17 protein-coding genes are annotated in these 12,831 nt (G+C 67.7%); 14 read left to right on the top strand and 3 right to left on the bottom strand.

Annotation, left to right across the window (positions count from 1 at the left end; all coding sequences use genetic code 11):
* Positions 1-120 precede the first annotated feature (120 nt).
* Positions 121-288 (top strand): XAC0095 family protein, encoded by a 168-nt coding sequence (locus AB4059_RS05730; protein ID WP_498977399.1) that lies wholly within the window; start codon positions 121-123, stop codon positions 286-288.
* A 257-nt stretch (positions 289-545) separates the two neighbouring features.
* Here AB4059_RS05730 and AB4059_RS05735 read toward each other — a convergent pair whose 3' ends face one another.
* From AB4059_RS05735 to AB4059_RS05745, 3 genes are all read right to left on the bottom strand, one after another.
* Positions 546-1,073 carry a hypothetical protein gene (locus AB4059_RS05735; RefSeq protein ID WP_498977401.1) on the bottom strand — a complete coding sequence of 176 codons (528 nt, stop codon included), beginning with the start codon at positions 1,071-1,073 and terminating at the stop codon, positions 546-548.
* Between the two features lie 72 nt (positions 1,074-1,145).
* Entirely contained in the window at positions 1,146-2,423 is a 1,278-nt protein-coding gene (gene murA, locus AB4059_RS05740) for a UDP-N-acetylglucosamine 1-carboxyvinyltransferase (protein ID WP_498960680.1), read from the bottom strand.
* A gap of 1 nt (position 2,424) precedes the next feature.
* Positions 2,425-2,658 (bottom strand): BolA family protein, encoded by a 234-nt coding sequence (locus AB4059_RS05745; protein WP_498960682.1) that lies wholly within the window; start codon positions 2,656-2,658, stop codon positions 2,425-2,427.
* 83 nt (positions 2,659-2,741) lie between these two features.
* Here AB4059_RS05745 and AB4059_RS05750 point away from each other — a divergent pair, with 83 nt between their 5' ends.
* From AB4059_RS05750 to ptsP, 13 genes are all read left to right on the top strand, one after another.
* Positions 2,742-3,743: a KpsF/GutQ family sugar-phosphate isomerase gene (locus tag AB4059_RS05750; protein WP_498977403.1), complete on the top strand. Its 1,002-nt coding sequence runs from the start codon at positions 2,742-2,744 to the stop codon at positions 3,741-3,743.
* 1 nt (position 3,744) lies between these two features.
* Positions 3,745-4,323, top strand: a complete 579-nt coding sequence (locus AB4059_RS05755) for a KdsC family phosphatase (RefSeq protein ID WP_498977405.1) — start codon at positions 3,745-3,747, stop codon at positions 4,321-4,323.
* Between the two features lie 44 nt (positions 4,324-4,367).
* Complete coding sequence (gene lptC, locus AB4059_RS05760; RefSeq protein ID WP_498977407.1) at positions 4,368-4,943, top strand: LPS export ABC transporter periplasmic protein LptC; 576 nt, start codon at positions 4,368-4,370, stop codon at positions 4,941-4,943.
* On the top strand, positions 4,918-5,442 hold the full coding sequence (lptA, locus tag AB4059_RS05765; RefSeq protein ID WP_498977409.1) for a lipopolysaccharide transport periplasmic protein LptA: 525 nt from the start codon (positions 4,918-4,920) through the stop codon (positions 5,440-5,442). The genes lptC and lptA overlap by 26 nt, the downstream gene beginning before the upstream one ends.
* The gene (lptB, locus tag AB4059_RS05770) at positions 5,442-6,161 is read left to right on the top strand and encodes an LPS export ABC transporter ATP-binding protein (RefSeq protein ID WP_498960689.1); all 720 of its coding nucleotides are present in this window, start codon (positions 5,442-5,444) and stop codon (positions 6,159-6,161) included. Before lptA ends, lptB begins: the two co-directional genes overlap by 1 nt.
* A 48-nt stretch (positions 6,162-6,209) precedes the next feature.
* Complete coding sequence (locus tag AB4059_RS05775; RefSeq protein ID WP_498977411.1) at positions 6,210-7,622, top strand: RNA polymerase factor sigma-54; 1,413 nt, start codon at positions 6,210-6,212, stop codon at positions 7,620-7,622.
* An 83-nt stretch (positions 7,623-7,705) separates the two neighbouring features.
* Positions 7,706-8,023, top strand: coding sequence for a ribosome hibernation-promoting factor, HPF/YfiA family (hpf, locus tag AB4059_RS05780; RefSeq protein ID WP_498960693.1), 318 nt, complete (start codon positions 7,706-7,708; stop codon positions 8,021-8,023).
* A gap of 10 nt (positions 8,024-8,033) precedes the next feature.
* Positions 8,034-8,513, top strand: coding sequence for a PTS sugar transporter subunit IIA (locus AB4059_RS05785; protein ID WP_498977413.1), 480 nt, complete (start codon positions 8,034-8,036; stop codon positions 8,511-8,513).
* A complete protein-coding gene (gene hprK / locus AB4059_RS05790) occupies positions 8,510-9,457 on the top strand; it encodes an HPr(Ser) kinase/phosphatase (RefSeq protein ID WP_498977415.1) in 948 nt (315 codons plus the stop codon). The genes AB4059_RS05785 and hprK overlap by 4 nt, the downstream gene beginning before the upstream one ends.
* Before the next feature lie 58 nt (positions 9,458-9,515).
* Positions 9,516-10,361, top strand: a complete 846-nt coding sequence (rapZ, locus tag AB4059_RS05795) for an RNase adapter RapZ (RefSeq protein ID WP_498977856.1) — start codon at positions 9,516-9,518, stop codon at positions 10,359-10,361.
* Between the two features lie 19 nt (positions 10,362-10,380).
* Positions 10,381-10,773, top strand: a complete 393-nt coding sequence (locus AB4059_RS05800; RefSeq protein ID WP_498977417.1) for a PTS sugar transporter subunit IIA — start codon at positions 10,381-10,383, stop codon at positions 10,771-10,773.
* 21 nt (positions 10,774-10,794) lie between these two features.
* A complete protein-coding gene (locus tag AB4059_RS05805; protein WP_498960701.1) occupies positions 10,795-11,064 on the top strand; it encodes an HPr family phosphocarrier protein in 270 nt (89 codons plus the stop codon).
* Positions 11,064-12,803, top strand: coding sequence for a phosphoenolpyruvate--protein phosphotransferase (gene ptsP / locus AB4059_RS05810; protein WP_498977419.1), 1,740 nt, complete (start codon positions 11,064-11,066; stop codon positions 12,801-12,803). The genes AB4059_RS05805 and ptsP overlap by 1 nt, the downstream gene beginning before the upstream one ends.
* The last annotated feature ends 28 nt before the right edge of the window (positions 12,804-12,831 follow it).

Consider the following 12,831-nt stretch of genomic DNA (forward strand, 5'->3'; position numbering starts at 1 on the left):
TCAGTCAACGAAGAAGGGAATCGATAAACCCATGCAGCCGGGCACGAATCGATACGTCGTTCCCATACGCTCCCCGCGGATGGTCAGCTCGACTGACTGTGGCGCAGGCTACCGGACCTAGTGGGTCGGCGCGAGGAACTACGCGATCACCTGCGCCTGATGGGCCAACTCTCCGAGTCAGGCACCGCAGCGAGCTTCGACAGCAGCATGGTGCGTCCCCACGCGCTTGCCTGGATGTTCAAACGCGTTAAGCGCGATGTCGAGCGCATCCTCAAATCGACGCACTGATACGCCGGGCCGCAGGAGACAACGCGCTGAAGGGTCGGAGGAGCTCTGCCCCGAGAATGATCGGCTACCTGCAAAGCTTGCTTTGCAGCCCCCAATGCCCGCTCGGGCGAAAGCCCCTTGATCGAAGCGACCCGCAAGGTGATGCCGCAGCGTGGAGAGTTTCAAATTTTTTTCCCAAAAAAATTTGGAACTCTCCACGTTCCCGGCGGCGCGCCAATCGGTTTCGAGCGGGCTTTCCCGCGCACCCACCCAAAAGCTCAAAGCGTCGACGTCACCTCACCACCCTGCCCCCGCAAGAACTCCGCCGCCTCCGCACGCTGCTCCTCCGAGAACGCGTGCACGACAACGGTCGTGCTCCCCGCCGCCATCGCATCCCGCGTCGCCGCCACGTAACGATCATGATCCGGCCGCAACGCCACCAGCCCACCGAGCATCAACCCAGCGACGCCACCAAAGCCCATCAGCACCAAAGCCGCAGCCACCGGCGAATTCACGATGAAAGGGATGCCGGCCGCACGCATCGCAAAAAACGCGACCGCGCCCACGACAATCCCCACGATGCCCAACTTGACGTGCGCGACGACGATCGTGCGCCAGATCCCCGCACTTTCCGGCTCCATCTTCCGGCCCGGATGCGGCTCGGCAGGCGTGATCACCTGCACCTGCGCCGCGCCCAACGAAAGCGCAGCGCTCACACCCTCCGCGGCGCGGCGCGCAGCGATCTCCTGCGGAAAAACAGCAGCGACCTTGCTGTTGGAACGTTCACCCGTGATCGGAGAAGTCATGATCGAAGGCCTCGATGACGAGAGCCCCGAGCATGCAGAAACCGCGGTCTCCGCGACGTGACGCGGCAGCCCTCAGCCGACGCGTCGAATCCGCGCGCCCAGGCCCGACAACTTCTCTTCGATGTTCTCGTACCCACGATCCAGGTGATAAATACGATCGATCACCGTCTCGCCATCGGCCACCAGGCCCGCGAGGATCAACGAAGCCGAAGCACGCAAATCCGTCGCCATTACCGGCGCACCGCTCAGCTTCTCCACGCCGCGCACGATCGCCGTGTGCCCCTCGACGCGAATGTCCGCACCCAGGCGCTGCAACTCCTGGACGTGCATGAAACGATTCTCGAAGATCGTCTCGTTGATCACGCCCACGCCCTCGGCGATGCAGTTGAGCGCCATGAATTGCGCCTGCATGTCGGTCGGGAACGCCGGATGCGGCGCCGTCGTGAGATTCACCGCTTTCGGGCGACGCCCCTGCATGTCGAGCGTGATCCGGTCGCCTTCGACCTCGATCTGCGCACCGGCCTGCATCAACTTCTCGAGCACCGCGTCCAGCGTTTCCGGGCGCGTGCGACGCGCCGTGATGCGCCCACCCGTCATCGCGCCGGCGACGAGGAACGTGCCGGTTTCGATGCGATCGGCGACCACCGCGTGCTTCGCGCCGTGCATCCGCTCGACACCATGCACGACAATGCGATTGCTGCCCGCGCCTTCGATCTGCGCGCCCATCGCGTTGAGGCAGTCCGCGAGATCCACGATCTCCGGCTCCATCGCGGCGTTTTCCAGGATGCTGGTGCCTGATGCCAGGCACGCCGCCATCAACACATTCTCGGTGGCGCCGACGCTCACCATGTCGAACACCACGCGCCCGCCCTTCAGGCGATCCGCGCGCGCCTTGATGAAACCATGGTCGACGCTGATTTCCGCGCCGAGCGCCTGCATACCCTTGATGTGCAAATCCACGGGGCGCGAACCGATCGCGCAACCACCGGGCAGCGACACTTCGGCCGCACCGTACTTCGCGAGCAAGGGCCCGAGCACGAGCACCGACGCGCGCATCGTCTTGACCAACTCGTAGGGCGCAACATGGCTGTTCACGCTGCGCGGATCGACGACGATCCCGCTCTCGCTCCCCTTGCCGATCGTGCCCTGGTCGACGGTGATCTCCGCGCCCAGGCCGGCGAGCAGCTTGGCCGTGGTCACCACATCGTGGAGGTGCGGGACGTTGCTGATTTCGACGGGTTCGTCGGCCAGCAGGGTCGCGCACAGGATCGGCAACACCGCGTTCTTGGCGCCGGAAATCTGCACGTCGCCATTGAGCGGCGCGCCGCCCTCGATCTGGATCTTCTGCATGTCAGGCGTTCGCCTCGTCGGGCGTGAGCGTCTTGAGGGCCAGTGCGTGGATCTCGCCGCCCATGCGGTCGCCGAGCGTGGCGTACACCATGCGATGGCGGGCGAGCGGCAACTTGCCCTGGAAATCGGCGAACACGACCGTGGCTTCGAAATGCACGCCGTCCTCCCCTTGCACCTGCGCACGCGCACCGGGCAGGCCTTGTTCGATCAGGTGGCGGATGGTGTCGGCGTTCATTCCGGGGCGGTCCTGTAAACTGCGTCCTTCAGTTTAGCGGAACGCCACCCCGGTCTTCCGCCTGCCCCGGAGCATCCGCATCCATGGCGACTCGCCCTCTTCCCCAGGACGCCACCGGCTTCGACTTCGCCGCCAGCGGCCGCCGCGTCATCGCCATCGAGGTCCAGGGCCTGGAAGCGGTCGCCGGCCGGCTCGACGGTGCGTTCACCGAGGCCTGCCGGGCCATGCTCGCCTGCAAGGGCCGCGTGGTGTGCACGGGCATGGGCAAGTCGGGGCATGTCGCGCGCAAGATCGCGGCAACCCTGGCCTCCACCGGCACGCCGAGTTTCTTCGTCCATCCGGGCGAAGCCGCGCACGGCGACCTGGGGATGATCACCGACGCCGACATCGTGCTCGCGCTCTCCTACTCCGGCGAAAGCGATGAACTGCTCACCGTGCTGCCCGGCCTCAAGCGCCAGAAGAACCTGCTGATCGCGATGACCGGCCGCCCCGGTTCGTCGCTCGCGCGCGAAGCCGACGTCCACCTGGATGCCAGCGTGCCCGCCGAAGCCTGCCCGCTCGCCCTCGCGCCCACCGCCAGCACCACCGCCGCGCTCGCGCTCGGCGACGCGCTCGCGGTTGCGTTGCTCGAAGCGCGCGGCTTCACCGCCGAGGATTTCGCGCGCTCGCATCCGGCCGGCGCGCTGGGTCGTCGCCTGTTGTTGCACATCCGCGACGTGATGCACGCCGGCGACGAGGTGCCGCGCGTGCGCGAAACCGCAACGCTCAGCGAAACACTCGTCGAGATGAGCCGCAAGCGCCTCGGTATGAGCGCCGTGGTCGACGCCGACGGCCGCCTGCTCGGCCTCTACACCGACGGCGACCTGCGCCGCACGCTCGACGATGCGAGCATCGACGTGCGTTCCACGTCGATCGCGTCCGTGATGACACGCGCGCCGAAAGTCATCGGCGCCAATGCGCTGGCGGTGGAAGCCGCGCAGCTGATGGAAGAACACAAGATCAACGCCCTGCTCGTCGTGGACGATGACCGTCGCGTCGTCGGCGCGCTGAACATCCACGATCTCCTCCGCGCCCGGGTCGTCTGACATGAATTACTCGCACCTCAACGACTTCCCCGCCGACATCCGCGAACGCGCGCAGAAGATCCGCCTGGCGTGCTTCGATGTCGACGGCACGCTCACCGACGGTCGCCTGATCATCGACAGCGCCGGCAACGAATCCAAGGCCTTCCATGTGTTCGACGGGCTCGGTCTCAAGCTGATCCAGCGCAAGGGCATCGCGGTGGCGTTCGTCACTGCGCGCGCCAGTGCCGCGGCGGAGAAGCGCGCGGCGGAGCTGGGCGTGGAATCGCACACCGGCGTGAGCGACAAGCTCGCGTGCGTGGAAGGCATCGCGCAACGCCTGGGGCTGACGCTCGACCAGGTGTGCTTCATGGGCGACGACCTCGCCGATTTGCGCGTGATGCTGCAGGTCGGCCTGTCGGTCGCGCCGGCGCAGGCGCATGCATGGACCCGCGAGCGCGTGCATTGGCGCACGCATGCGCGCGGCGGCGAAGGCGCGGCGCGCGAAGTCTGCGATCTGCTGCTCGCCGCGCAAGGCCATGCCGAAGACCTGTTGGCCGACATCGTGCACGTCACTGGCGTGCGCGTGGAGCGGGCTTCGTGACGGTGGAGCGACCGGACTTCGGCCGTTTGGTGAGCAAGCGCGGCGTGCTGTTGCTCGTGCTGTTCGTCGTCGCGTTGGGCATGGGGTTGTCGGTCTGGAAACACCGACCGAAGAACCGCGTCAGCAACGCCGACAACGGTCGCTCGGATTATGTCCTGACCAATTTCGAGGCCATCGTGCTCGACAAGCAGGGCCGGGAGTCCTTCACGCTGCAGGCGCCGAAGCTGGCGCGCAGCCCGGGCGACCAGACGATGACCATCCAGACGCCGGTGTTCTACATCCCCGTCTCGCCCGGCGCCGGGCAGGCGCCGACGCGTGAAGCGGGCTGGGAAGTGCGTTCGAAAACCGGCTGGGTGAGCGCCGATGGCGACGAACTGCGGCTGATCGGCGCGGTCGATGCGAAGACCGCCAGCGGCGCCGACAGGCACGTGACGATCGCCACCGAGCGGCTGAACGTCTTCCCGCAGGCCAACCGGGCCACCTCTCCGGGGACGGTCACGGTGGTCCAGCCGGGCTCTATACTTCGCGGTCAAGGCATGGACGCGCGGCTCGACTCCAAGCGCGTCCGCTTCTCGTCGAACGTAAAGGCCCGCTATGTCCCGTCGTCTGTTGCGCCCTGATCTGCACCGCTGGTTCGCGTTGACGCTGTTGGGCGTCGCCGCCGTCGCGGGTGCGCGCACGTCGGACCGCAGCCAGCCGATGAACGTGGAAGCCGGCGGCAGCGATTGTTCGCTCAGCGACACCGGCCAATGCATCCTCACCGGCAACGTGCACATCACCCAGGGCTCGATGGTGATCCTCGCCGGCCGCGCGGTGATCCATCGCGCCAACGGCGACATCCGCCGCGTGCAATTCACCGGCAGCCCGGTGCAGATGACGCAGGAACTCGACGACGGTTCGACGATCAAGGCGCGTGCGCAGAACGTCGACTACGACATGGCCACCGACACCGTCGTCTTCACGGGCGATGCGCTGATCGACCAGCCCGGCCGCGGCAACATCGCCGGTGGGCGCATTGCGTACAACATGCACTCCGGCCAGGTGCAGGGCACCGGTGAAGGCAACGGGCGCGTGAAGATGCAGTTCGTGCCCAAGTCCCAGCAACAGGGCAGTCGCTGATGCTGGTCGCGCAAGGGTTGCGCAAGTCGTATCGCACGCGCGCCGTCGTCCGCGACTTCGGGCTGACGCTCGATGCCGGCGAAGTCGTCGGCCTGCTCGGCCCCAACGGCGCGGGCAAGACCACCTGTTTCTACATGATCGTCGGCCTGGTGCCGGCCGACGCCGGGCAGATCGTGCTCGATGGCCGCGATATCACCGGCGATCCGATGTACACCCGCGCGCGCCTGGGCGTGGGCTACCTGCCGCAGGAACCCTCGGTGTTCCGCAAGCTGTCGGTCGCCGACAACATCCGCCTGGTGCTCGAACTGCGCGAAGACCTCGACGACAACGCGCGCGAGCGCGAGCTGGAGTCGCTCATGGACGAACTCCAGGTCGGCCATGTCGCCGGCCAGATGGGCGCCAGCCTGTCCGGCGGCGAGCGGCGCCGGGTGGAAATCGCCCGCGCGCTGGCCGCCAAGCCGCGCCTGATGTTGCTCGACGAACCCTTCGCCGGCGTCGACCCGATCTCCGTGGGCGAGATCCAGCGCATCGTTCGCCACCTGAAATCGCGCGGGATCGGGGTGCTCATCACGGATCACAACGTGCGCGAGACCTTGGGCATCTGCGACCGCGCGTATATTCTCAACGAAGGCAGCGTGCTCGCGCAGGGGGCGCCGGACGCGCTGCTGGCGAACCCCGACGTCCGCCGCGTGTACCTGGGCGAAGCTTTCCGCCTGTAGGTTCGTCGCGTCCGGCCGTCGGTTCCCACCGACACCGTTGGACTCGACATGAAGCCCCGCCTCCAGACATCGCTGGGACAACATTTGGTCATGACGCCGCAGTTGCGTCAGGCCATTCGTTTGTTACAGCTGTCGACGGCGGAACTGGAAATCGAGATCGCCAGCGCGGTGGAGAGCAACCCGCTGCTGGACTGGGAAGAGCCCGCGCAGCTCGACCCCCTTCCGGGCGATGGACACACCAACGGCAACGGCGCCGACCACGACGACGATGCGCCGCCCGCCGACGCCTCGGCCTGGGACGGCGACGAAACCTGGTACGAACGCATCGGCCCGGCCGACAGCGAAGAACCGATCGCCGAACAGGTGGCCGAAGACGAGACGCTGCAGGACCACCTGTTGTGGCAACTGCACCTGAGCCACCTGTCGCTGCGCGATCGCGCGATCGGCGTGGCGATCATCGAAGCGATCGACGACGACGGCTATCTGCGCGAAACGCTTGAAGCCATCGCCGAGAGCCTGCAGCCGGAAGTCGCCGCGCAGCCCAACGAGGTCCTGACCGTGTTGCACCAGGTGCAGCGCTTCGATCCGCCGGGCGTGGGCGCGCGTTCGCTCAACGAATGCCTGCTCATCCAGCTCGCCATGCTGCCGGAGGAAACACCGGGCCGCGAGCTGGCGAAGAAGATGGCCGACGGTCCGCTGGAACGCCTGCCGCGCATCGGCGTGGCGGGCCTGGCGAACGAACTGCATCGCCCGCACGCCGACATCGAATTGGCGGTGCACCTGCTGCGCTCGCTCGAACCGCGCCCCGGCGCGCAGTTGGGCGGCTTGTCCGCCGATACCTATGTCACGCCCGATTGCGTGGTGTGGCGCCAGCAGGGCCAGTGGCGCGTCGCGCTCGCGGCCGGTGCGCGGCCGCGCATCTCCATCCATCGCGGTTACGAACGCATGATCCGTTCGGCGAGCGAAAACGATGCGGTGTACCTGCGCGGTCGCCTGCAGGAAGCGCGCTGGTTGCTCAAGTCGCTCGAAGCGCGCGGCGATACCTTGCTGAAGGTGATGCGCTGCCTGTTGCGGCAGCAGTCGGCGTTCCTGGAATTCGGCGACCAGGCGCTGCGTCCGCTGACGCTGCGCGAAGTCGCCGGCGAAGTCGGCCTGCACGAATCGACGATTTCCCGCGCGATCGCGCGCAAGTTCGTGCGCACCCCGCGCGGCACCATTCCGCTGCGCGCGTTCTTCGCCTCGGGCATCGACACCGGCTCGGGTGGGGAAGCGTCCAGCACCGCCATCCAGGCCATGATCCGCCGCCTGGTCGAGGCCGAGGACCCGCGCAAGCCGCTGTCCGACGCCCGCCTGGCCGAGTCGCTGAAGGCCTCCGGCGTGCCCGTCGCACGGCGGACGGTGGCCAAATACCGGGAAGCCATGAGCATCCCCTCGTCGCAGGACCGCCTGCGAATCGGTTGAATCCGGGGCCCCACGGCCGCCTACTTCCCCTCACGGCCGCCGGGCGTATCCTGTCTTTCCGAAGTGAGCAAAGGAGGTCCGCGATGCGCATCGACACCTACGGCCAGCAGCTCGAAGTCACGCCTGCCCTGCGCGAGTACGTCGAATCCAAGCTTTCCCGCCTCTCCCGGCACTTCGACCAGCCCATCGATGTCCGCACCCAACTCCGGCTGGAACGCACCGACCACTGCGCCGAAGCCAACGTGAATATCGCCGGTCGCACCCTGCACGCGGATGCCTCCGCCCAGAACATGTACGCCGCCATCGACCTGCTCGCCGACAAGCTCGATCGCCTGTTGATGAAGCACAAGGAAAAGATCATCGACTCCCATCGCGGCGGGGATGCCGCGGCCAGCGGCTGATCCGCAGACGATGCCGTTCCAGTCGATGCTCGCCGCCGAACGCGTCGTCCTGCTCAACGAAGCCGGGGACCGCGACGGCGTGCTCGACGCCGCCGCGGGCCTGCTGTCCGACGCCTCGCCCGCCGGCACCCAGGCGATTGCCGAAAGCCTGCGCAAGCGCGAACGCCTGGGCAGCACGGCGATCGGGCACGGCATCGCCATTCCGCACGGACGCACCAACGCCTTCGACCACGCGCGCGCCGCATTCCTGCGCCTGCGCACGCCGATCGATTTCGACGCGAGCGACGGCGAGCCGGTCGACCTGGTGTTCGCCATGGCGGTGCCCGAACATTTCACGCAGGAACACCTGCAACTGCTCGCGCAGATCGCCGAGCAGTTCGCCGATGCGCGGTTCCGCGACGCCCTGCGCGCCGCGCCCGATGCATCGGCCCTGCGCAAGGTGCTCCTGGACCCGGCCTACGCGCCCGACGAAGCGGTACGCACTCCATGACGCAACGCATCGCGGCGCAGGAATTGTTCGACCTGCACCAGCAACGCCTGGGTTTGCGATGGGTCGCCGGCCAGTCGGGCGCCACGCGCGTGCTCGAATCGGTGGAGACCGTCGCGCGCCGTCCGTCGCTGGCCGGTTACCTCAACATCATCTATCCCAACAAGGTGCAGATCCTCGGCACCGAAGAGCTGCAGTGGCTCGACGGCCTGGATTCGCGCGCGCGCTGGGAAGTGATCGAACACATCATGCAGGCGCGCCCGCTCGCGCTGGTGATCAGCAAGGAACAACGCGTTCCCGAAGACCTGATCCACGCGGCGGAGGAATCGCACACGCCGCTATGGCTTTCGCCGCGCCGCGGCCACGAGTTGCTCAACCACATGCAATATCACCTGGCGCGCACGCTCGCGCCGCGCGTGACGCTGCACGGTGTGTTCATGGAGATCTATTCGATCGGCGTGCTGATCACCGGCGAATCGGGATCGGGAAAGAGCGAACTGGCGCTCGAACTGGTGACGCGCGGCCATCGCCTCGTCGCCGACGATGCGCCCGAATTCACGCAGATCGCGCCCGACGTGCTCGACGGCACCTGCCCGGAGTTGTTGCAGGACTTGCTGGAAGTGCGCGGCCTGGGCGTGCTCAACGTGCGCCAGATGTTCGGCGACACCGCGGTGAAGAAGAACAAATACCTGCGCCTGATCGTGCACCTGACCAAGCCGCACCTGGAACCGCAGGCCGCCGGCATGGAGCGCATCATCGGGGACCTGAGCGTGCGCCGCCTGCTCGACCTGGACGTTCCGCAGATCACCCTGCCCGTCATGCCCGGCCGCAACCTCGCCGTGCTGACCGAAGCCGCCGCGCGCGTGCACATCCTGCGCGCGAAGGGCGTCGACCCCGCGGCCGCCTTCATGGCGCGCCATTCCCATTTCCTCGAACGGTCCAGCTGACGACGTGAGCACGCCGCCTCCCGCACCTCCGGTGCCGACCCCCGAGGTCCCCAAGTTGATGATCGTCAGCGGCCTGTCCGGTTCGGGCAAGTCGGTGGCGCTCAACACGCTGGAAGACCTCGGGTTCTATTGCGTCGACAACCTGCCGGCCGACCTGTTGCCGGAATTCGTGCGGCGCGTGACGCGCGGCGAAGTGCGTCCGGAAAAACTCGCCGTCGGCCTGGACGTGCGCAGCGGCGGCGACCTCGGCGTGATTCCCGATGTGTTGTCGGAAGTCGGCGGGCTCGGGCTGGATCCGAAGCTGGTGTTCTTCGACGCCGACGACGACGTCCTGTTGCGCCGCTATGCCGACACGCGCCGCCGCCATCCGCTCAGCCACCTGGGCCTGGCGCTCGCCGATGCGATCGCGCTGGAACGCCAGGCGCTCAAGCCGCTGCGCCAGATCGCCGACGTCGTGCTCGATACCAGCCACCTCAACGTGCACAAGCTGCGGCGCGTGGTGATCACCGAATTCGGGCTGGGCGAGGCCTCGAGCCTGTCGCTGCTGTTCGAATCCTTCGCCTATCGCCGCGGCGTGCCGCCGGATGCGGACTTCGTGTTCGACGCGCGCTGCCTGCCCAACCCGCACTGGGATGCGCGCCTGCGCCCGCTGTCGGGCCGCGACAAGGACGTGGCCGACTACCTGGAGGCGCAGCCGGAAGTGCTGCAGTACGCCGGGCAGATCGAATCCTTCCTCGACACCTGGCTGCCGCGCCTGCAATCGGACACGCGCAGCTACGTCACCGTCGCCTTCGGCTGCACGGGCGGACGGCATCGTTCGGTGTACCTGGCCGAACGCCTCGCCCGCCATTGCCGCGACCTGGGCTGGGCCGAGGTTGCGGTGCACCATCGCGAGCTGGACTGACTTGCACTAACCTTCGGCCATGACCGTCGGCGTCCTGCTCATCACCCACGAAGGCATCGGCAGCGCCATGCTGTCGGTGGCCACGCGCCTGTTGCGCCAGCTGCCGTTGAAGACCGAAGCCTTCGAAGTGCCTTTCGACGCCGATCCCGACACCCTGCTGCCGATGGCCAGCGCGGCCTTGCGGCGCGTGGACGGCGGCCAGGGCGTGCTGGTGCTGACCGATCTGTACGGCGCGACCCCGAGCAACCTCGCCGCGAAGCTCGCGCGCATCGGCACGCCGGTCAAGCGCGTCTCGGCCCTGAGCCTGCCGATGCTGCTGCGCGTGATGAATTACGCAGAAATGGATCTCGAGGAGATTCCGAACGTCGCCGGCGCGGGCGCGCGCAACGGCGTGATCCATGATGACGCCTGACCCCGAGCGACAAGGACGAGCATGATCGAGCGCGAGCTCATGGTGGCCAACAAGCTGGGCCTGCACGCACGGGCCACGGCCAAACTCGTGCAATTGCTTTCGGGCTACCGCTGCGGCGCGACGATCGCGGCGAAGGGCCGCGAGGTCAACGCCAAGAGCATCATGGGCGTGATGCTGCTGGCCGCCGGCCAGGGCACGCCGGTCGTGCTGCGCGTGGACGGCGACGACGAAGAGCAAGCCGCCGCCGCCGTCTCGGACTTGTTCGAACGCCTCTTCGACGAGGGCGGCTGATGCGGCTCGTCCTGCCCGGCCACGGCGCTTCGCGCGGCAGCGCGCTCGGCCGGGCACGGGTGCGGCTGCCCCACGTACTGGACGTTCGCGAAGAGCACATCGAAGCCGATGCGGTGGAGGCCGAACTCGAACGCCTGCACGGCGCGATCGACGTCGTGCGCGGCGAGATGCGCGTGCTGCGCCAGCGCCTGCATGGCGCGCTCGCGCAGGAAGTCGGCGAATTCCTCGACCTGCATGCCCTGCTACTCGACGATCCCGAACTCCTGCAGGGCCTGGACGACCTGATCCGCACCGGCCGCTACAGCGCCGACTACGCGCTGCGCCTGCAGCGCGACCGCATCGCGAATGTCTTCACCACGATGGACGATGCGTACCTGCGCAGCCGCATCGACGACATCGACCAGGTGATCGGGCGCATCCACGTCGCGTTGCATCGTCGCGAAATCCCGGTCGAGGGCCTGGCCGGCGACATCCTGGTCACCGACAACATCGCGCCGGCCGAACTCGCGCAACTGCAACAACAGGGCGTGATGGCAGTGGTGACCGCGGGCGGCAGCGCGCTGTCGCACAGTGCGATCCTCGCGCGCAGCCTGCATCTGCCGCTCGTGGTCGGCGCCGCGCAGGCGCTGCTGCGGGTGAACGACGGCGACGTGCTCGCGGTGGACGGCACGAGCGGCCTGGTCGTGCTCGAACCCAATGCCGACGATCTGCGCGGCCATCGTTCGCGCATGCGCGACCAGGTGCGCGAACGCCGCCAGCTCAACCGACTGCGCCGCGAACCCACGCGCACGATCGACGGCGTCGACATCAAACTGTGGGCGAACGCCGAATCGCGCGCCGACGTCGCCGAAGCGCATGCGCTCGGCGCGGCGGGCGTGGGCCTGTATCGCACCGAGTTCCTGTTCCTGCAGCGCATGGAACTGCCCGACGAGGAAGAACAGTTCCGCGCCTATCGCGACGTCGTACTCGGCATGACGGGCCGCACGGTCACCATCCGCACGCTCGACCTGGGCGCCGACAAGGCCGACCGCAGCGGCCTGGTGCTCGAAGGCGAACCCAATCCGGCGCTCGGCTTGCGCGGCGTGCGCTTGTCGCTCGCGCGCGAAGCGCTGTTCCGAACGCAGTTGCGCGCGATCGCGCGCGCGTCGGGCTACGGCCCGGTGCGCGTGCTGGTGCCGATGATCAGCAGCCGCGAGGAGATCGTCTCGGTTCGCCGCCTGCTGAAGAAGGTGTTGGCCGAAGTGCGGCGCGAAGGCCACGAAGTCGCCGACGTGATCCCGCTCGGCGCGATGATCGAAGTGCCGGCCGCGGCCATCGCCCTGCCCGGCTTCGTCGGCGTGGTGGATTTCCTTTCGGTCGGCACCAACGACCTGGTCCAGTACCTGCTCGCCGCCGACCGCAACAACGAGGCGCTCGGCGAGATCTACACGCCGCTGCATCCGGCGCTCATCCGCCTGCTGCACCAGATCATCCGCATCGCGCATCGCCGCGGGAAGCCGGTGGCCGTGTGCGGCGAGATGGCGGGCGATGCGACCTTCGCGCCCCTGCTGCTGGCGCTGGGCCTCGGGGAATTCAGCCTGCACCCCAACACGCTGCTCGAATTGCGCCGCGCGATCCGCAACAGCGACCTGGGCAAGTTGCGGGGCAACGCGCCTGCGCTCCTGCGCGCACGGGACCGCAAGGGCATCGAAGACTGGCTCGAGGACAACGGATTCGCGAAATCCGTGCAACAGGGGTAGGCGCCTTCATCCCGCGCAGGCCATAATT

The organism is Lysobacter sp. 2RAF19 (assembly GCF_052115395.1).
In the GTDB taxonomy this organism is placed as follows: Bacteria; Pseudomonadota; Gammaproteobacteria; order Xanthomonadales; family Xanthomonadaceae; genus Noviluteimonas.

Coding starts and splice junctions, on each gene's coding strand:
- AB4059_RS05735 (WP_498977401.1), bottom strand. CDS start 1,073: ATGACTTCTCCGATCACGGGTGAACGTTCCAACAGCAAGGTCGCTGCT.
- murA (WP_498960680.1), bottom strand. CDS start 2,423: ATGCAGAAGATCCAGATCGAGGGCGGCGCGCCGCTCAATGGCGACGTG.
- AB4059_RS05745 (WP_498960682.1), bottom strand. CDS start 2,658: ATGAACGCCGACACCATCCGCCACCTGATCGAACAAGGCCTGCCCGGT.
- AB4059_RS05750 (WP_498977403.1), top strand. CDS start 2,742: ATGGCGACTCGCCCTCTTCCCCAGGACGCCACCGGCTTCGACTTCGCC.
- AB4059_RS05755 (WP_498977405.1), top strand. CDS start 3,745: ATGAATTACTCGCACCTCAACGACTTCCCCGCCGACATCCGCGAACGC.
- lptA (WP_498977409.1), top strand. CDS start 4,918: ATGTCCCGTCGTCTGTTGCGCCCTGATCTGCACCGCTGGTTCGCGTTG.
- lptB (WP_498960689.1), top strand. CDS start 5,442: ATGCTGGTCGCGCAAGGGTTGCGCAAGTCGTATCGCACGCGCGCCGTC.
- AB4059_RS05775 (WP_498977411.1), top strand. CDS start 6,210: ATGAAGCCCCGCCTCCAGACATCGCTGGGACAACATTTGGTCATGACG.
- hpf (WP_498960693.1), top strand. CDS start 7,706: ATGCGCATCGACACCTACGGCCAGCAGCTCGAAGTCACGCCTGCCCTG.
- AB4059_RS05785 (WP_498977413.1), top strand. CDS start 8,034: ATGCCGTTCCAGTCGATGCTCGCCGCCGAACGCGTCGTCCTGCTCAAC.
- hprK (WP_498977415.1), top strand. CDS start 8,510: ATGACGCAACGCATCGCGGCGCAGGAATTGTTCGACCTGCACCAGCAA.
- rapZ (WP_498977856.1), top strand. CDS start 9,516: ATGATCGTCAGCGGCCTGTCCGGTTCGGGCAAGTCGGTGGCGCTCAAC.
- AB4059_RS05800 (WP_498977417.1), top strand. CDS start 10,381: ATGACCGTCGGCGTCCTGCTCATCACCCACGAAGGCATCGGCAGCGCC.
- AB4059_RS05805 (WP_498960701.1), top strand. CDS start 10,795: ATGATCGAGCGCGAGCTCATGGTGGCCAACAAGCTGGGCCTGCACGCA.
- ptsP (WP_498977419.1), top strand. CDS start 11,064: ATGCGGCTCGTCCTGCCCGGCCACGGCGCTTCGCGCGGCAGCGCGCTC.